This window comes from Ramlibacter sp. (genome assembly GCF_035706265.1).
Lineage (GTDB): Bacteria > Pseudomonadota > Gammaproteobacteria > Burkholderiales > Burkholderiaceae_C > Ramlibacter.
On sequence record NZ_DASSVG010000056.1, the window covers coordinates 1 to 2,325 of the forward strand.

Genomic DNA, 2,325 nt, shown 5'->3' on the forward strand with positions numbered 1-2,325 from the left:
CGATGTCCGAGTGCGCGCGCTTCACACCGTTGTGCACCGGATGCAGGCGATGGCCCGCGACGCCAGGCAGCACCGCCTGCACGTCTTCCGGCAGCACGCGATCGCGTCCGTCGATGTAGGCCCAGGCGCGCGCGCAATGCAGCAGCGCGAGCGCGGCGCGCGGCGACAGGCCGGCGAGGTAGTTGGGCGAGCGGCGGGTGTGCTCCACGATGGCCTGTACGTAGTCGAGCAGCGCCGGCGCCACGTGCACCCGCTGCACGCCGGCCTGCAGCTCCACCAGCTCGGCGGGCGTCATGCAGGCAGCAAGGCTCGCCAGCAGGTCGCGGCGGTCGGTGCCGAGCAGCAAGGCGCGCTCGGCGCCGCGGTCGGGATAGCCGAGCTCGATGCGCATGGTGAAGCGGTCGAGCTGCGACTCGGGCAGCGGGAAGGTGCCCACCTGCTCGGAGGGATTCTGCGTGGCGATGACGAAGAACGGCGACGGCAGCTTGCGCGTCTCGCCTTCGGCCGTCACCTGGTGCTCTTCCATCGCCTCGAGCAGCGCGGACTGCGTCTTGGGCGTGGCGCGGTTCACCTCGTCGGCCAGGATCACCTGCGCGAAGATCGGCCCGGGGTGGAACTTGAAGCTGCCGCTTTCGCGCTCGTAGACGGAGACGCCGATGATGTCGGCCGGCAGCATGTCGCTGGTGAACTGGATGCGCTGGAAATCGAGCCCGAGCGAGCGCGCCAGCACGTGGGCCAGCGTGGTCTTGCCCACGCCGGGCAGGTCCTCGATCAGCAGGTGGCCGCGCGCCAGCAGGCAGGCGAGCGCCAGCCGGACCTGCAGCTCCTTGCCGAGGATGATGCCGCCCGCGGTGTCGATCACCCGCCGGATCGCGCCGCGCGCCGTATTTTGTGGTTGGAATTCAGGCTTCAGCAGCATGCGGCGATTGTACTTGATGCGCTAAGATGCCTGCCTGATGTCTGCGGCATCCGCCTCTGCGGCATTTGTCACGCACCCCGACTGCCTCAAGCACGACATGGGGGCCCACCACCCGGAGCGCCCGGCGCGGCTCAGCGCGATCGAGGACCAGCTCATCGCTTCGGGCATAGCGCAGCACCTTACGCGCTACGAAGCGCCGCTCGCTACCGACGAGCAGCTCGCGCGCGTGCACCCTGCGGACTACGTGCGCGCGATCCGCGACGCGGCGCCGCAATCCGGCACGGTGCACCTGGACCCGGACACGGCCATGAACCGCTGGACCCTGCAGGCGGCGCTGCGGGCCGCGGGCGCGGCGGTGCTCGCCACCGACCTGGTCCTGACGGCGAAGCACGATGCGGCGTTCTGCAGCGTGCGGCCGCCGGGCCACCACGCCTGCCGCGCGCGGCCGATGGGCTTCTGCATCTTCAACCACGTGGCGGTCGCGGCGCGCCACGCGCTGCACGCGCACGGCCTGGAGCGGGTGGCGATCATCGACTTCGACGTGCACCACGGCAACGGCACCGAGGACATCTTCGCCGACGACCCGCGGGTGCTGATGGCCTCCACTTTCCAGCACCCGTTCTATCCCTATTGCGGCACCGACGACCCGGCGCCCAACATGGTGAACGTGCCGCTGGCCGCCGGCACCGGCTCGAGCGGCGTGCGCAAGGCGGTGACCGACGCCTGGCTGCCGGCGCTGGACGGGTTCCGGCCGCAGCTCGTGATCTTCTCCGCCGGCTTCGACGCGCATGCCGAGGACGACATGGCGATGCTGCGCTTCGCCGACGCCGACTACGCCTGGATCACCGAGCAGGTCAAGGCGGTGGCGCAGCGCCACGCGCAAGGCCGCATCGTCTCGGTGCTCGAGGGCGGCTACGCCCTCTCGGCCCTCGGCCGCAGCGCGGTCCAGCACATCCGCGTCCTCGGCGGGCTGAACTAGCAAATAGGGACAGACCCCATTTCAGCCGAAATGGGGTCTGTCCCTATTTGCCGGGCGACGGCGGCGAAGGCGCTCTCGTCCGCCGAGTCGATGCGCGCGACCGGCGCCTCGGGCAGGCGGGCGAAATTGCGCTGCGACGAGCGGCGGTAAGCCGGATCGTAGTGCTGCATCAGCAGCCGCGCGACGAAGTCGCGCCAGGCGCCCTGCGCGGCGAGCGCCTTCCACGCGGCGATTTCCTCGCGCCCGTGCAGCGCGGCGAGGCAGTCGAGCTGCGCTTCGAGCAGCGCGCGGTCCTTCAGGAAATGGCGGTACTCCTCCAGCAGCAGCGTGACGCGCACCTCGAGCGGCGCCTCGAGGCGCACGCACGGCGAGGCGCGCATGCGCGCGATAAGCGCCTCCGGCACCTGGACCTGGCCGATCTTCTTCG

At 70.7% G+C, this 2,325-nt stretch carries 2 protein-coding genes and 1 pseudogene; 1 reads left to right on the top strand and 2 read right to left on the bottom strand.

What is annotated here, in order from left to right; all coding sequences use genetic code 11:
- A partial coding sequence (locus tag VFM98_RS01960) for a MoxR family ATPase (RefSeq protein WP_325108207.1) occupies window positions 1-919 on the bottom strand: 919 nt, incomplete at its 3' end.
- A 37-nt stretch (window positions 920-956) separates the two neighbouring features.
- Here VFM98_RS01960 and VFM98_RS01965 point away from each other — a divergent pair.
- A complete protein-coding gene (locus VFM98_RS01965; protein WP_325108208.1) occupies window positions 957-1,898 on the top strand; it encodes a histone deacetylase family protein in 942 nt (313 codons plus the stop codon).
- On the opposite strand, the pseudogene VFM98_RS01970 reads toward VFM98_RS01965, so the two are convergent.
- Window positions 1,895-2,325: pseudogene (locus VFM98_RS01970) on the bottom strand (tRNA 2-selenouridine(34) synthase MnmH); the annotation flags it as partial. The gene VFM98_RS01965 and the pseudogene VFM98_RS01970 sit on opposite strands and share 4 nt — an antisense overlap.